Consider the following 14053-nt stretch of genomic DNA (forward strand, 5'->3'; position numbering starts at 1 on the left):
CCAGCGGCCGGCGTCGTCGCCCAGCACGCTGGCCACGCCGATCCAGTCCAGGCGCAGGTCGCCTGCGGCCTCGCCGCCCAGGCGCTCGCGCAGCACCTCGCCGGCCAGCCGGTCGCGCTCCAGGGCGCGCGGGCCGGCATAGGAGATCTCGCCCTCGGCCAGCCAGCCCGAGGCATGGCAGACATTGACCTTGTAGTGGCCGTTGTGCGCATGGCCGCGCACGCCGCTCAGGCGCACGGCGTCAGGCCCCACCTGGTGCACCTCAGCCTCGGACAGGTCGGCCACCACGTCGGGCGTCAGGTAGGCGGCCGGGTCGTGCACCTCGTACAGCAGCTGTTCCTTGACCGTGCGTTCGCTGACCAGGCCGCCCGTGCCTTCGGGCTTGGTGATGGTGCAGTCGCCCGAGGGCTCGATGATGGCAATGGGATAGCCCAGCCGCGCCAGGCCCTGCACGTCCTTGAAGCCCGGGTCGGCGAAGTAGCCGCCCGTGACCTGGGCGCCGCATTCCAGCAGGTGGCCGGCCATGGTGGCGCGCGCCAGGCGGTCCCAGTCGTCCCAGGCCCAGCCGAAATGCGCCATGGCCGGCCCCAGGGTCAGCGAGGGGTCGGACACACGGCCGGCCACCACGATCTCGGCGCCGGCCTGCAGGGCCTCGGCAATCGCGCGCGCGCCGATGTAGGCGTTGGCACTGACCAGCGAATCCTCGGGAAACTCCGCGCCCAGCGCGGCCCGCAGCGCCCCGCGGTACGCCGGGCCGCTGACGTCGTCGCCATGCACCACGGCGATGCGCGGCACGCGCAGGCCCAGGCGCTGCGCCAACCGCTGGATGCAGCGCGCCGCGCCTTCGGGATTCGCCGCACCGAAGTTGCTGACGATGCGTATGCCATGCGCCAGGCAGTCGGCCAGCACGGGCTCCAGCAGGTCCTCCAGCAGGGGTTCGTAGCCCGCGTCGGGCTGCTCGCGGCGCGCGAGCTGGGCCAGCGCCAGCGTGCGCTCGGCCAGGGTCTCGAAGATCAGGCAGGCGCTCTGGCCGCTGGCCGCCAGGGCGCGCACCACGGGCGCGGCGGCATCGGTGCGGTCGCCCGAGAAGCCGGCTGCGCAGCCCACCCACAGCGGGGGCTTGTCCGGGGCAAAGGAGTTTTCCAGATGGTCCATGCAGGCCAATGTAGGCAAGGGCTGCTAATCTGTGAAATCGATTATTCGGATCAACTCATCCAAAAACCAGATGAATATCTCCTCCCGCCAGCTCGATGCCTTCATCGCCCTGGCCCAGCTCAGCAGCTTCACCCTGGCCGCGCAGCGCTGCCATCTGTCGCAGCCGGCCTTCAGCGCCCTGATCAAGGGGCTGGAAGACGGCGTGGGCGTGCGCCTGTTCGACCGCAGCACGCGCCATGTGGCGCTGACGCAGGAGGGGGCGCAGTTCCTCGATGCCGCGCAGCGCATACGCGCCGACCTGGGCGATGCCGTGCACGGCCTGCGCGAGGCGGCGGCGCTGCAGCGCGGGCGCGTGTCCATCGCCCTGCTGCCTTCGCTGGCGGCGGCCTGGCTGCCGCCCGTGCTGGCGCTGTTCCATGCGCGCCATCCGGGCATACAGCTGCAGGTGTCGGACCTGCTGTCCGAATCGTGCATCGCCCAGGTGGACTCGGGCCAGGCCGACCTGGCGCTGGCCGCCATCCGCGCCGACACCGAGGAGCTGCAGGCCGAATGGTTCTGCGCCGACCGGCTGCACCTGGTCTGCCGCGCCGACCATGCGCTGGCGGCCCTGCCCGCGCCGACCATGGCCGACCTGCGGGACCAGCCCTTCATCCAGCTCGCCCGCCACAGCAGCGTGCGCCAGTACCTGGAATCGCAGGAGCAGGCCCCGCCCCTCAACACCTTGCTGGAAGTGGAGCACCTGGCCACCGTGATGGGCATGGTGCGCGCGGGCCTGGGCATCAGCGTGGTGCCGGCCCTGGCGCTGTTCCACTTCGTGCAGCCGGGCCTGGTGACGCGCCCGCTGGCCGATGCCGACCGCCGGCGCGACCTGTACCTGGTGCGCAGGCGCCAGCGCAGCCTATCGCCGGCCGCCCAGGCCTTCCACGCGCTGGCGCTGGAGCATCGGCCCGGTGCGGGCGAGACCACCTGATACGGGGCAGCACGAACCTCGCAGCACAATAGCCCGATCGCCAAACGCATCCGAAAGCCGCCACCGTGGGTGAATTCGACCTGATCCGCCGCTTCTTCCAGCGCCCCGTGCGCCGCGCCGCCCTGGGCGTGGGCGATGACTGCGCCCTGCTCGCCCCGGCGCCGGGCATGCAGCTGGCCGTCTCCAGCGACATGCTGGTCGAGGGCCGGCATTTCTTCGCCGACGTGGACCCGCGCCTGCTGGGCCACAAATCCCTGGCCGTGAACCTGTCCGACCTGGCGGCCTGCGGCGCGCGCCCGCTGGCCTTCACCCTGGCCCTGTCCCTGCCGCGCGCCGATGCGGCCTGGACCGAGGCGTTTGCGGCCGGCCTGCTGGCCCTGGCCGACGCCCACGGCTGCGAACTGGTCGGCGGCGACACCACCCAGGGGCCCTTGAACATCTGCATCACCGTCTTCGGCGAAGTGCCGCCCGGCCAGGCCCTGCTGCGCAGCGGCGCGCGCGCGGGCGACGACATCTGGGTCAGCGGCAGCCTGGGCGATGCCCGCCTGGCGCTGGAAGCCCTGCTGGGCCACACCACCTTGCCACCCGGCACGCTGGCCGCCGCGCGCCAGCGCCTGGAAGCGCCCACGCCGCGCGTGGCCCTGGGCCAGGCGCTGCGTGGCATTGCCAGCAGCGCGCTGGATGTGAGCGACGGCCTGCTGGGCGACCTGGGCCACATCCTGGAGCAATCCCGCGTGGGCGCCAGCCTGGACACGCGCCTGGTCACGCCGCTGCTCGATGCCGGCCGGCACACGCCCCTGGCCATCGACCTGCTGCACCAGTGCACCCTGTCCGGCGGCGACGACTACGAGCTGTGCTTCACGGCCCCGGCCGACAGGCGCGATGCCGTGCAGGCCGCAGGCCGCGACACCGCCACGCGCGTGACGCGCATCGGCTGCATCGAGGAGCCGCCCGGCCTGCGGCTGATCGGCCCGGACGGAGCGGCCATGGCGCCCCGGTGGACCTCATTCGACCACTTCGCTGCGGCCTGACGCCGCGCCCGACCACTTTCATCCGAGAAGGACTGCCCATGGTTCAACGCTCCGCCCTGCCCGCCCTCTCTGCCCTGGCCGCCGCCTGCTTCCTGCTGGCAGGCACCCCGGTCCAGGCCCAGGCACAAGCCCAGGAAGCCACCATCGCCCGCGCCCCCATCGCGCGCGTCACCCTGTATGCGGGCGTGGCCTCGGTGGAGCGCACGGCGCGCATCACGGCCGCCACGCGCCAGCTGGTGTTCGAGTGCCTGCCCGGCTCCATCGACCCGCAGAGCCTGCAGGTCAGCGCCGATGCCGGCGTGCGCCTGGGCGACTACAAGCTGCAGTCGCAGCCGCGCGAACTGGCCTCCAAGGCCTGCGCCAGCCCGCTGGAGCAGCAGATCCGCACGCTGGAAGACCAGTTGGCCGCGCTGGAGGCCGACGAGTCCGCCGCCAAGCTCGTGGGCGACTACCTGCAAGGCCTGGCCAAGCCCGGCGATGACGCCAAAGCCCCCGCCCTGCCCGCCGCCAGCCAGCTGGGCGCCGCCACCGAGGCGCTGCGCAGCACCAGCCGTGGCAACACGCTGCGCGCCCACCAGATCCTGCGGCAAAAGCAGGCGCTGCAGGAGCAGCTCAGGCCGCTGCAGCTCGAACGCGACCGCACGGGCGCAGGCAACGCCCAGGTGATGAAGGTCACCGTGCAACTGGCCAGCCCGGCCGATGCCAATGTGCAGCTCACCTACCAGGTGCGCGGCCCCAGCTGGCAGCCCACCTACCGCGCCCAGCTGGACCCGGCCAAGGGCACGGTGGCCATCGAACGCCTGGCCCTGGTGGCCCAGAACAGCGGTGAGGACTGGAGCCAGGTGCAGCTGCTGCTGTCCACGGGCCAGCCTTCGCGCAGCACGCAGGCGCGCCTGCCCAATCCCTGGACCCTGGATGTGGAACGGCCCCGCCCCGTGGCCGCCATGGCCCCTGCGGCAGCGCCGGCCCCGGCGGCCCCTGCGATGATGCTGGAGCGCGCCCGCAAGCCCGGGGCGGCCAGCGAGGCCGCCGAACTGCCGGTGCTCGATGTCGCCAGCCTCAACACCGCCTACGCCACGCAGTTCTCCGTGCCCTACCGCATCAGCGTGCCCTCCAGCAGCGAGCGCGTGACCCTGGCCCTGGGCTCGCAGAACCTGCCGGCCACCCTGCTCACGCGCACGGCGCCCGCCGTGGAAGAGGCCGCCTACCTGGTGGCCCAGCTGGCCGTGCCGGCCGGTGTCTGGCCCGCAGGCCCCGTGGCCCTGTTCCGCGACGGCGCCTTCGCCGGCCAGGGCCGGCTGGACTTCGGCAACGCCGCCGCGCTGGCCCAGGGCCTGTCCTTCGGCCGTGACGACAAGGTGGTGGTGCGCAACCTGCCCGTGGACTCGGCCACGGGCAGCGGCGGCCTGCTCAGCAGCAGCACCGAACGCCAGGTCACGCGGCGCTTCCAGGTGGACAACCGCCATGACCGCGCCATCGAGCTGCAGGTGGTGGACGCCGCACCCGTCTCGCGCAACGAGCAGATCCGCGTGCAGTCCCAATACAACCCGCAGCCGGCCACCACGCGCTGGAACGACCGCAACGGCATGATCGCCTGGCAGCAGCCGCTGGCCGCTGGCGCCAGCGCCAGCTTCGAGGCCCGCCACCAGATCCGCCATCCGCAGGATCTGGCGGTCGAAGAGCGTCAGTGAAGCACCAGGGCCGCGCTTATGATCTGGCCCCATGAGTGACGCGCCGCTGCGGCCGGAGGTTTCCGGCGATCCTGCTACCCCCACCTTTGCCTCTGCGGCGCGCCCACCGGAAGGCCCGCCGCAGGGCGGCATGGCTCGCCCCACGCTGGAATTCATGATGTCCCACCCAGCCCACTTCATCGCCATGGGGCTGGGCTCGGGGCTGGGGCGCATCGCGCCCGGCACCGTGGGCACGCTGTGGGCCTGGCTGTCCTTCCTGCTGCTGCAGCACTGGTTCACGCCCCAGCAGATCGGCCTGCTGATCGCGGGCAGCATTCCCCTGGGCTGGTGGGCCTGCACGGTCACGGCGCGCCACATGCGCGTGGCCGACCCGGGCAACCTGGTCTGGGACGAGATCGTGGCCTTCTGGCTGGTGCTGTGGCTGGTCATGCCCACGGGCTTCTGGGGCCAACTCATCGCCTTTGCGCTGTTTCGCTTCTTCGACGCCGCCAAGCCCCAGCCCGTCAAATGGGCCGACCGGTGCTTCAAGGGCTTCGGCTGGCGCGGCGGCTGGGGGATCATGTTCGATGACCTGGTGGCCGCCTTCTGCACGCTGCTGGTCATCGCGCTATGGCGCCATTTCATCGGCTGAAGGAGCTGGCATGAGCGCATCCCACGAACTCGTCGAAACCCTGGCAGGCCTGCTGCTGCAGCGCGGCTGGATGCTGGCCACGGCCGAGAGCTGCACGGGCGGCATGATCGCTGCGGCCTGCACGGACCGCGCCGGCTCCAGCGAATGGTTCGAGCGCGGGCTTGTCAGCTACTCCAACGCGGCCAAGCACGACCTGCTGGGCGTGCCCGAGGCGCTGATCGCCGAGCACGGCGCCGTGAGCGAGCCCGTGGCGCGCGCCATGGCCGAAGGCGCCGTCGCCCATTCACGCGCGCAGTGCAGCGTGGCCGTGACAGGCGTGGCCGGGCCGGGCGGCGGCAGCGCCGCCAAGCCCGTGGGCACGGTCTGGTTCGGCTGGAGCGTGTACGGCACCACGCACAGCGAATGCGTGCGCTTTGACGGCGACCGCGCCGCCGTGCGCCAGGCCACCACGGTTCATGCCCTGCAGCGCCTCAATGCGCTGATCAGCGCAAGGCTTTTATGAGCTTGTGCGCGATCTCCTGCAGCGGTGCAGGCAGGGCGCGGTAGCTTTCCAGCAGGCGCTGCTCGTCCACGGGCAGCGGGGCGTTGTCGTCTTCCAGCCCGGCCGTCAGCTCCAGCGCCGTGGTCTGCAGCGCCAGGGCCACGCGGGCCAGGGTGTCGTTCTTGAGGGTGCGGATGGCCCCCGATTCGATCTGCGACACGGCCGAGGCCGTGATGCCTGCGGCCTCGGCCAGCCGGCCCTGGGTCATGCCCAGTTCGGCGCGGCGGGCGCGTATGCGTTCACCGATATGTCTCATGGCCCGTGCATCCAAAGCCTGTGGCGCGGGCGCTCAGGCGCCGTGGCACTTCTTGAACTTCTTGCCGCTGCCGCAGGGGCAGGGGTCGTTGCGGCCCGGCTGCTCGCCCTTGACGATGGTTTCCTGGCGCGGGCCCATGCTCTTCCAGATCTGGCGCAGGTCGTACAGCGCCCAGATGGCCTCGCCGAACTGCTCCACGCGCTCCTGGCTGGTGCTGGCGGGGCCGTCCTCGTCGTACATGCAGACTTCGGGCTTGCCGGTGTCGTCCTCGGTCAGGGCCACGACGGCGTTGAGCGCCTCGTTGAGCCAGCCGGCGGCTTCCTTGTCGCGCGGGGCGGCCCATTCCTCGGCCCAGTTCTCGACCACGAACATGAAGCCCAGCGCCCAGATCTGGCCGAACGAGGGAATCTCGCCGTCATCGGGACGCTCTTCCTCGGGCAGCGACAGGATGGCGCCGCGCATGTCCATGGCCTCGGGCTGGAAGGTGCGGTCGTCTTCCAGCGTCTTCACGTCGGCGTCCAGCTGGGTGCGGATCTCGTCCATGCGCAGACCCACCAGCTCCAGAAAGCGCGCCTGCTGCGCCGCGTCCTTGAACACTTCCATCAGCGGCAGCGGCTGGCCCTCGGCCACCTCCAGCGTGCCGCCGTCGCCCAGCAGCATGGGCAGCCACTCGGCGGCCGGCACCTCGCGGCGCGTGCAGATCAGCGCCGTCAGGAAACCGTCGCAGAACTCCCACTGCGGAATCTCGTCGCCGCGCGTGCGCAGCTCGTCGAGCAGATCGTCAAGCTCCTCCAGCGCCTCGGGCGTCAGGGCAGGCTCGTCGGGCAGGGCGGTGGCTTCGTGGGCGTCGTTGGACATGGCGGAAATCTCTAGGGAAAACAGGGAGAAGGAACCGGCCACGGCCAGCCCCTCGAATGAATGGCCCGCAGTGTAGCCGCGCCGCCATGTCCGTGGCGCCCGGTCGGAACTGGCGCCCACGGGGCCCTATCGCCCACATGGCCCACCCGCTACCCGGCTCCCTGCCAGGCCGGGAGCATGGAAAGCCCCACCCATTCCCCGACCCGGCTCATCGTCAAATTCTGCAAAGCGCCGCTGGCGCCGCCAAAGACTGCCACCAGTGCCCATGTCTGCTCGTCGAAGCCGCGGGTCGTGCAGCAGGCCATCTGGGGCAGGCACAGCGCCTCGGCCGGGTCCTGGGCCAGCAGGCTGACGAATTCCTGCACGGTCACGGTCTCCGGATCCAGGCCCATGGGCCAGGACCCCTTCCAGCGCTGCGCATCCAGGGTCACGCTGTGCACGCCCCACGTCGGAGCGCCTGGCATGTCGCCCCAGGCCAGGCGTTGAAGGACCAGGCCCAGCCCCGTCTCCGCCCATGTCACCGGGTAAGGCGGGGCGTGATCGATCTTCAGCAGCTGCGCATCGCTCAATCCCGCCTGGTGCAGAGCCAGGCGCAGGTAGTCCTGCCGGCTGTGCCGTCCCAGCGTGCGCAACACGGCATCCATCAACGGGGCGATGGGCTGCGGCTTCATGGTGCTTTCCATTCAGAACTCATCAAAACGACGCATATAGGCGTCGCATGCCAATTGCCACGCGTCTTCGTCGTTGGATCCGGAAGGCGGCGGTCCGATGAAGTTGTTGAGCCGGGATTTGGCACGAATCGGCTTGAGCAGGCGCGCTGCCTCGCCAAAGGCGGGCAACGTCAGCCCCTGGTCCATATCCCCCAGCCCCGGAAATTCTCCTGCACGAATTCCCAGGCAGTTGCCCACATCCCCAGCAGATAGATACTGGCTGGCCTGCACCTGCTTGCGCACCGCCTCCCGCCCGCCCAGTTTCTCCAGCAAGGCATCGCTGACAAAACTGAGCCAGTTGATGCTGTACATGGCGTTGTTGAAGTCATGACTCTGCAAGGCGTGGCTCCCTAAAGCATTCAAGCCTGGAAACCTCTGAAGATAGGGATACAGCACTTGCTGGCCCTTGCCATCGGGTCCGATATTTCGTTCTTCCACTGCAGGAATGACACCCCATCCGGCAATAGCCCAGAAGGGTTGCATCAACTCCACCACCTGGGTAGTGATCCGGCCCACGTTGTGCTCAGGTGGCTGGTCAAGAATCCACCATGCTGGAAAATGCCATGCGAATGAAAGACATGGCAGGACCTATGCCAGGCGAGATATGGCGGTCATGTAGCCAAATACCTTCATCGTTGTTTATACGGCAGTGAAGTCGAAAGTCTTGAGCATTTTCAACCCAGTCATCTGGTGGCTTTGGATTTCCCGAAGCTAGATCAAAAATCATCGCAAACCCTTCGGGATTGTTAAGCGTACTCGGCTTGTGTTTGGCAATTCTCGCTTGTGCTTGCTTGCTGGTCAGTGACATAGGCGCCAGACCCCACCATATTGCAAGCTTGTCTGCGCCAACAACCTCACAAAACAGATCAATCACTTTCCATGCACGCTCACGCACGGCCAATGAATCCCCGTCATGGAACACCATCTCGATGGTCCAGCCTGCTCTTGCACAAATGCGCCCAAATTGGTTCTGCAATACCAGCGCCTTGAGAATATCCATCGTCGCCACGGTGGCAACATTCGCTTTATCATTGCAGCAAGGCCAGTTGAAATCATGTTCCGCAGCCATCGCTATCTTCTCCATTACTTCAAAACACCAGAAATCAGAACAAATCAAACCGGCTCATATAGGCATCGCATGCCAGCAGCCATGCATGTTCATCGTTAGAGCCGGAAGGCGGTGGGGCAACAAAACTGTTGAGCCGAAATTTGGCACGAGCCGGCTTGAGCAGGCGAGCCGCCTCGCCAAAGGCGGGCAGCGTCAGCCCCTGGTCCATATCCCCAAGCCCCGGAAAGTCTCCTGCACGAATCCCCAGGCAGTTGCCCACATCCCCGGCGGAAAGGTATTGGCTGGCCTGCACCTTCTTTCGTACGGCCTCCCGCCCACCCAGTTTTTCCAGCAATGCATCGCTGACAAAACTCAGCCAGTTGATGCTGTACATAGCGTTGTTGAAGTCATGACTCTGCAAGGCGTGGCTACCTAAAGCATTCAAGCCTGGAAATCGCTGAAGATAAGGATAGAGTATTTGCTGACCTTTTCCGTCTGGATCGATATTGCGCTCTTCCACAGCAGACATGATGCCCCAACCCGCCGTAGCCCAGAAAGGCTGCATCAATTCCACCACTTGAGAGGTGATCCAACCGACATTGCGCTCGGACGGTTGATTCAAAACCCACCATGCAGGAAATGCCATGCGGATGAAAGACATGGCAGGCCCTATTCCAGGTGATTGATAGCGATCCTTCATCCAAAGCCCTTCGTCGTTGTTGATACAACAGTAAAGGCGAAAGTCTTGTGCATTGTTTTCCCACAGTTCAGGCGGCTTTGGCTTTCCGGAAGCCATATGAAAAATCAGTGCATAACCTTTAGGATTGTCTAGGCTCTTTTGCTTCTTCGCGGTCAACTTCTTTTGTGCCATTGCGCTAGTCAGCATGGCAGGCATTCCGTCATACCAATAAACCAATTTCTCCTTCCCTACGGCCTCACAAAAAAGATCAACCACTTTCCATGCACGTTCACGCACAGCCAAGGAATCTCCCTCATGGAACACCATTTCAATGGTCCAGCCGGCTCTTGCACAGACATCACCGAACTGATTGCACAGTACCAGCGCCTTGAGAATATCCATCGTCGCCACGGTGGCTTTTTGCAGCTCTCCGGTGCTCAAAGGTTTTTTGAAATCTTTTGCCATATTCATCCTCCATATCTCACCGTACCGAAGCCATCGTTTCAGAATGACAACCCAAGGACTCTTGCCAGTGCAGTCCCTACCGCGCCTACACCTCGAAGTACCCGCCCCAGTGCGGACGCACCGGCCGCAGCCCCCACCGCAGCCGACGTATCCGCATTCACCCGCTCTGCCAAAGAGATGGCCTTTTCCCTGTTGGCCTGCCATCGCGCTGCCTGGTTCAACACACTTTCGTTCGACTTTTCTCCATCGCTGTCGCAAGCGCAGCTTCCGGCGTCCAAGGCCTTCTGGAGAAACTTGTCTTCGAAAATTTCTCGGTACGCATGAAACTGACTCTTGCCGTCTGGCCCTTCAGCATTGGAAAAGCCATCCCCCGGAAACTTCATCTCATAGACCCGCTGCACGTTGTCCAGCACAGGCGGAAGGCGCGGGTTCTTCACCACGACCACATCCGGGATGCGCGAGCCCGCAGGCCGGCTGCGCGTGGGTCGTACGGGCTCCCTGCGCGACATGACGGGGGTCTTGTTCAGGTACGGCACTTCCTGCTTGTAGTAGCCCCGGTAGCCTTCAAACCCGTCGGCCTGCATGACCACGCCGGCCACGCAGCGCTGGCCCAGGCCGCCGGTCATGCAGCAGCAAAACAGCTCGCACAGCGCCCTGCGGTCCAGTTCATTGTCGAAGTCCCGGGTGCCGCATACCTTGTTGAAGCCCACAAGCACGACGGCCTTGCACAGGTCCCTGGACCGCTTCAGGCGATTGAGGGCGATGAAGGCGGGGACCAGTTGCTCGCAGCTCATGCACCCGGGCCCTCCAGGGGCGAGGAGGACTCGCCTGCCGACGTACGCCGCCGCACCACGTCCCAGATGCCCATAGGCAGTTCAAGCATCATCAACTGGATGCGTCCCTCAGGCGGCAGGTCGGTGCGCGAGAGAAACTTGCGCACGGCGGGAAACTCGTCGAAGCGTTCGCCAAACTGGTGGCGCAAGGCCAGGAAGCCGATGACATCGTCCGGCGTCGACAGGCCCCAGCCCACCGCGCGGTCAAGGCCTCGCCGGGTATGGGCCAGCAGCCTGTCATGCGGCCAATCCTGCTCGCTGAGATGGCAGGTCTGCCGCACGATGGCGGCAATCCCTCCCTCGCTGGGCACCAGGTTGCGGCGCAGCGTGCGCTGCATTTCCAGGGTTGAAATTTCCATCATGGCGAAGACACCTCCCATTGCCTGTTGTCCAGGCGCGCCAGGCCTGTGACGTGGTCCAGAAACTTGCGCTGCGCCAAGCCGACCCAGATCCCCTCGGGATGCGGTGCCAGGCAGGCGAGGATGCTGTGGCCGCGGAACCAGTCCCCCAGATGCGCCGGGTCGAACTGCGCCAGCAGGCGAGGCAGCACGCGCGGGTCGTAAAAGCGCAGCCACAGCCGCTGGCCGCCGTCTCCCCTGGCCTGCAGAAACCGCTTGAGATGGCGCTTGAGCGCAGGGGCCGGCAGCCGGCTGATCAGGAAAATGCCCCAGTGCGCCTGCCAGCCCTCCAGCGGCCAGCGCTGGAATAGCGGACTGCCTGCATGCACCCGCATGAGATAGGGCGCGTAGCGCGCATAGCGGGCGGCGGGCATGCCGTCATACAGGCAGGTGATGCACGACTGCGGCGGCTCGGCCAGAAGGGCGTCATGCAGGTGCTCATCCGCCGCCGCGTCCACGATGGCGTAGAGCAGGCCGTCATAGGTCGCCGCCACCTTTTCGAGCACGGCCTGGCGTGCCATCTGGAGGTCGTCCGGCGTGCCGGGGCCTGAGGGGATCAAGGTGGACATGGCGATTCAGTCCTCCATGGCCGACACGAAGGCGGCCCCCGATTGCGCGGCTTCGGCCAGGCACCGGCCCGCATTCGCACCGATCCAGACGGTGGTGCAGCCCGAGACGACCACGCCGCCGTGCACGGTCCTGTCCCCCATGCGGGCTGCGGGCCTGCCGCCGATCAGTACCGTGGCTTCGCCTTCGGCAATGGCGTCGGGCGGCGAACGGGGGCACAGCGCCTGGTCCGTGACCCTGGCCGCCGGCATGCCGCCTATGAGCACATCGGCCTGGCCGGAGAGAATGGCCTCGCCCCCGTGGGCGGGGCAGGCGTGCACGTCGCCCACTCTTGCTGCAGGTTGTCCCATGCGAGTGCCCCGGGTTCAGCAGTTGATCTTCACCAGCGGCGACTTGATCTCGACCATGGCCGGAGAGATCTCGATGGAGCTCGCCCCCGATTGCAGCCGGATGCTTTGGGTGCCGGTGACGATGACCTGTTGCCCATCGACCGTCAGCGTGGTGCCCGCCGCCAGGGCCATCTGTCCGCCCGCATCGACCAGGCTGTTGGCGCCCACCCGCAGCGCGTGGTCGTTGCCGACGTTGACCGCCTGGTCCTGCCCTACCTCGGTGCTGTCGTTGTTCTGGATGGTGCTGCTGCGGTTGTTGCCCACGATGAGGCCTTCATCGCTTCCAACCTGCGCGCTGCGGTTGCGTCCCACGGCCCGGCTCCAGTCCATCCCCACGCTGTCGCTTCGCAGGACACCCACGTTGCTCATCAGCACCGCGCCTACGTTGAGGTTGTAGGCACACCCCACGGTGACCATCTTGAACAGGCCCGTGCCCTGCGTGTAGCCAATGCCCACGGTTTCGGATTTCATGCGCCCCGTGGCCAAGGTCCAGTTGCAGCCGATGCTGTCGCGCCCATTGGCATCCACGGTTTTCGTGCGGTTCTTGCAGATGCGGATGCTTTCATCCAGGTCCACCGTGCGCGTGCGGTTCTGGTGGACGGTGAGGGTCTCGTCCAGGTCCACCACCTCCGTGCGCCAGCCATGCACGTCGATCTTCTCGTTGCGGTCCACCGTCTCGGTGCGGTCGCGGTGGATGACATTGGTCTCGTCCCGGTCCACCGTCTTGCGCCGGTCGTTGCCCACCCATTTGTCCTCGTCGTTCTCGACTTCGGTGAGCTGATCCTTTTGCGCGTGCAGCCACAGCTGCTCTTGCCCGGCCTTGTCCTCGAAGCGGAGGGCATTGGCGTCGCCCGGGCCATTCTTCATGCCCGCGCCCGGTGCGCCGCCCTTGCTCGACCGCGTCTTGATGCCCGATTGCGTGGCGTTGGCAGGCAGCGCCCAGGGCGGCATGTTGGCCGCGTTGTAGACGCAGCCCGTGACGATGGGGTAGTCGGGGTCGCCATTGAGGAAGTCCACGATGACTTCCATGCCGATGCGCGGGATGGAGACAACGCCAAAGCCTGTGCCCGCCCATTGGGTGGCAACACGTATCCAGCAGCCGGAGTTCTGGTCCTTCTTGCCCAGGCGGTCCCAGTGGAACTGCACCTTGATGCGGCCGTATTCGTCGGTCCATATCTCCTGCCCAGCAGGGCCCACGACGACGGCGGTCTGCGGGCCGGTGGTACGCGGCTTGGGCGTGGTGCGTGCAGGGGTGTAGGCAAGACTCGTGGGCTGGGCCTGCAACTCGTAGCGCTGGAAGGAGCCTTCTTCCTTGGCGCCGTCCCGGGCACTCGGTGCGGATGGGACGCCACGTACGCTGGTGATCGCGCTGACGCGAGGGTTTTCTTTCAGGTGGTAGCTCAGGCCGGTGATCAGGTACTGCTGGTTCTGGTCGCCGCGCGGGTAGTTGCAGAGGCTGAAGGTGTAGCCCGTGGCCAGCGCCCGGTGGCAGGACTGGCCCCGCACCCGGCTTTGGCCCGTGAGGCTTTCCTTCAGGCGCACGCGGATGTAGGCCTCTCCATCGCCGTACTCCGTGTAGCCGCCCGGCCATTCGTAGGTTTCATGGCCGTCGTGCGCATGGCCTGGTGGGTCGCGCCGCAGGTGGGTGAGGTCGGCCCGGGGCTTCTTGAAGTCGTAGTCGTCGCTGTAATGGCGGCCCGGCTTGATTTCCTGCTCCAGCTGCCAGGCGTGGATGTTTTCCTGATCGCCTGCGGCGGCTTTTTCAGGGGGATAAAAGGGAATGGAGGCGCCCCCGGGCAATACGCTGTGCGAGGCAATGATGTCGTCGCAC

The 14053-nt window shown here is 66.8% G+C and carries 17 protein-coding genes; 5 read left to right on the forward strand and 12 right to left on the reverse strand.

Annotated features, from left to right (window positions below; all coding sequences use genetic code 11):
- A partial coding sequence (locus tag ACM14_RS29040; RefSeq protein WP_065348079.1) for an acyclic terpene utilization AtuA family protein occupies window positions 1–1155 on the reverse strand: 1155 nt, incomplete at its 3' end.
- A 70-nt stretch (window positions 1156–1225) separates the two neighbouring features.
- On the opposite strand from ACM14_RS29040, the gene ACM14_RS29045 reads away from it, so the two are divergent.
- The 5 genes from ACM14_RS29045 (at window position 1226) to ACM14_RS29065 (ending at window position 5980) form a co-directional block, all read left to right on the forward strand.
- Window positions 1226–2125 (forward strand): LysR family transcriptional regulator, encoded by a 900-nt coding sequence (locus tag ACM14_RS29045; RefSeq protein WP_065348071.1) that lies wholly within the window; start codon window positions 1226–1228, stop codon window positions 2123–2125.
- Between the two features lie 65 nt (window positions 2126–2190).
- Window positions 2191–3156: a thiamine-phosphate kinase gene (gene thiL, locus ACM14_RS29050; RefSeq protein WP_065348072.1), complete on the forward strand. Its 966-nt coding sequence runs from the start codon at window positions 2191–2193 to the stop codon at window positions 3154–3156.
- A gap of 38 nt (window positions 3157–3194) precedes the next feature.
- The gene (locus tag ACM14_RS29055; protein WP_065348073.1) at window positions 3195–4847 is read left to right on the forward strand and encodes a DUF4139 domain-containing protein; all 1653 of its coding nucleotides are present in this window, start codon (window positions 3195–3197) and stop codon (window positions 4845–4847) included.
- A gap of 130 nt (window positions 4848–4977) precedes the next feature.
- A complete protein-coding gene (locus ACM14_RS29060; protein ID WP_012202641.1) occupies window positions 4978–5478 on the forward strand; it encodes a phosphatidylglycerophosphatase A in 501 nt (166 codons plus the stop codon).
- 10 nt (window positions 5479–5488) lie between these two features.
- The gene (locus ACM14_RS29065) at window positions 5489–5980 is read left to right on the forward strand and encodes a CinA family protein (RefSeq protein WP_065348074.1); all 492 of its coding nucleotides are present in this window, start codon (window positions 5489–5491) and stop codon (window positions 5978–5980) included.
- On the opposite strand, the gene ACM14_RS29070 is transcribed toward ACM14_RS29065, so the two are convergent.
- From ACM14_RS29070 to ACM14_RS29115, 11 genes are all read right to left on the reverse strand, one after another.
- On the reverse strand, window positions 5961–6275 hold the full coding sequence (locus ACM14_RS29070) for a helix-turn-helix domain-containing protein (protein WP_034389565.1): 315 nt from the start codon (window positions 6273–6275) through the stop codon (window positions 5961–5963). The genes ACM14_RS29065 and ACM14_RS29070 overlap by 20 nt on opposite strands.
- A 33-nt stretch (window positions 6276–6308) precedes the next feature.
- Window positions 6309–7133, reverse strand: coding sequence for a UPF0149 family protein (locus ACM14_RS29075; RefSeq protein ID WP_065348080.1), 825 nt, complete (start codon window positions 7131–7133; stop codon window positions 6309–6311).
- A gap of 149 nt (window positions 7134–7282) precedes the next feature.
- Window positions 7283–7804 (reverse strand): hypothetical protein, encoded by a 522-nt coding sequence (locus ACM14_RS29080; RefSeq protein ID WP_254662159.1) that lies wholly within the window; start codon window positions 7802–7804, stop codon window positions 7283–7285.
- Between the two features lie 12 nt (window positions 7805–7816).
- Entirely contained in the window at window positions 7817–8359 is a 543-nt protein-coding gene (locus ACM14_RS32595; RefSeq protein WP_254662160.1) for a type VI immunity family protein, read from the reverse strand.
- 19 nt (window positions 8360–8378) lie between these two features.
- Window positions 8379–8912 (reverse strand): hypothetical protein, encoded by a 534-nt coding sequence (locus ACM14_RS32600; protein WP_254662161.1) that lies wholly within the window; start codon window positions 8910–8912, stop codon window positions 8379–8381.
- A gap of 34 nt (window positions 8913–8946) precedes the next feature.
- Window positions 8947–10035, reverse strand: a complete 1089-nt coding sequence (locus ACM14_RS29090) for a type VI immunity family protein (protein WP_065348081.1) — start codon at window positions 10033–10035, stop codon at window positions 8947–8949.
- Between the two features lie 38 nt (window positions 10036–10073).
- Window positions 10074–10829 (reverse strand): hypothetical protein, encoded by a 756-nt coding sequence (locus ACM14_RS29095; RefSeq protein ID WP_065348076.1) that lies wholly within the window; start codon window positions 10827–10829, stop codon window positions 10074–10076.
- Entirely contained in the window at window positions 10826–11230 is a 405-nt protein-coding gene (locus ACM14_RS29100; protein WP_065348077.1) for a hypothetical protein, read from the reverse strand. The genes ACM14_RS29095 and ACM14_RS29100 overlap by 4 nt, the downstream gene beginning before the upstream one ends.
- Complete coding sequence (locus tag ACM14_RS29105) at window positions 11227–11835, reverse strand: DUF4123 domain-containing protein (protein WP_065348078.1); 609 nt, start codon at window positions 11833–11835, stop codon at window positions 11227–11229. Before ACM14_RS29105 ends, ACM14_RS29100 begins: the two co-directional genes overlap by 4 nt.
- A gap of 6 nt (window positions 11836–11841) precedes the next feature.
- Window positions 11842–12183: a PAAR domain-containing protein gene (locus ACM14_RS29110; RefSeq protein ID WP_139093519.1), complete on the reverse strand. Its 342-nt coding sequence runs from the start codon at window positions 12181–12183 to the stop codon at window positions 11842–11844.
- Between the two features lie 15 nt (window positions 12184–12198).
- A partial coding sequence (locus tag ACM14_RS29115) for a type VI secretion system Vgr family protein (protein ID WP_065348083.1) occupies window positions 12199–14053 on the reverse strand: 1855 nt, incomplete at its 5' end.

The organism is Delftia sp. JD2 (assembly GCF_001682645.1).
GTDB lineage: Bacteria > Pseudomonadota > Gammaproteobacteria > Burkholderiales > Burkholderiaceae_C > Comamonas > Comamonas acidovorans.